We start from the raw sequence: 254 nt of genomic DNA on the forward strand, positions 1-254 counted from the left end.
GGATTCTACCTTTCCAGACATGACAGCGCACTGGGAGCACCAGTTGCAAGGCATGGCAGAACGCAATCAAGCGTATCAACCTTTTATGCAAGCGCTGGAAAGAAAAATTGATGGTTTGATGGGCAAGGTAAAAACGGGAGTAGTTCCTGAATCACTTCGCCACCTTCCTAAAGTCGAAAGACCAGCGTTTAAACGTCGTAAAGGCGGTGGTGCAAAGAAGTCTTATGCCAAGACAGGTTCGTATGCTAAGAAAG

General features: G+C 46.9%; 1 pseudogene. It reads left to right on the plus strand.

Annotation, left to right across the window (positions count from 1 at the left end):
- Window positions 1-254, plus strand: a pseudogene (locus AB4486_RS26060) (DNA topoisomerase III); the annotation flags it as partial.

Origin of the sequence: Vibrio sp. 10N.222.55.C6 (assembly GCF_041473395.1) — a bacterium.
GTDB classification, from domain to species: domain Bacteria; phylum Pseudomonadota; class Gammaproteobacteria; order Enterobacterales; family Vibrionaceae; genus Vibrio; species Vibrio crassostreae_C.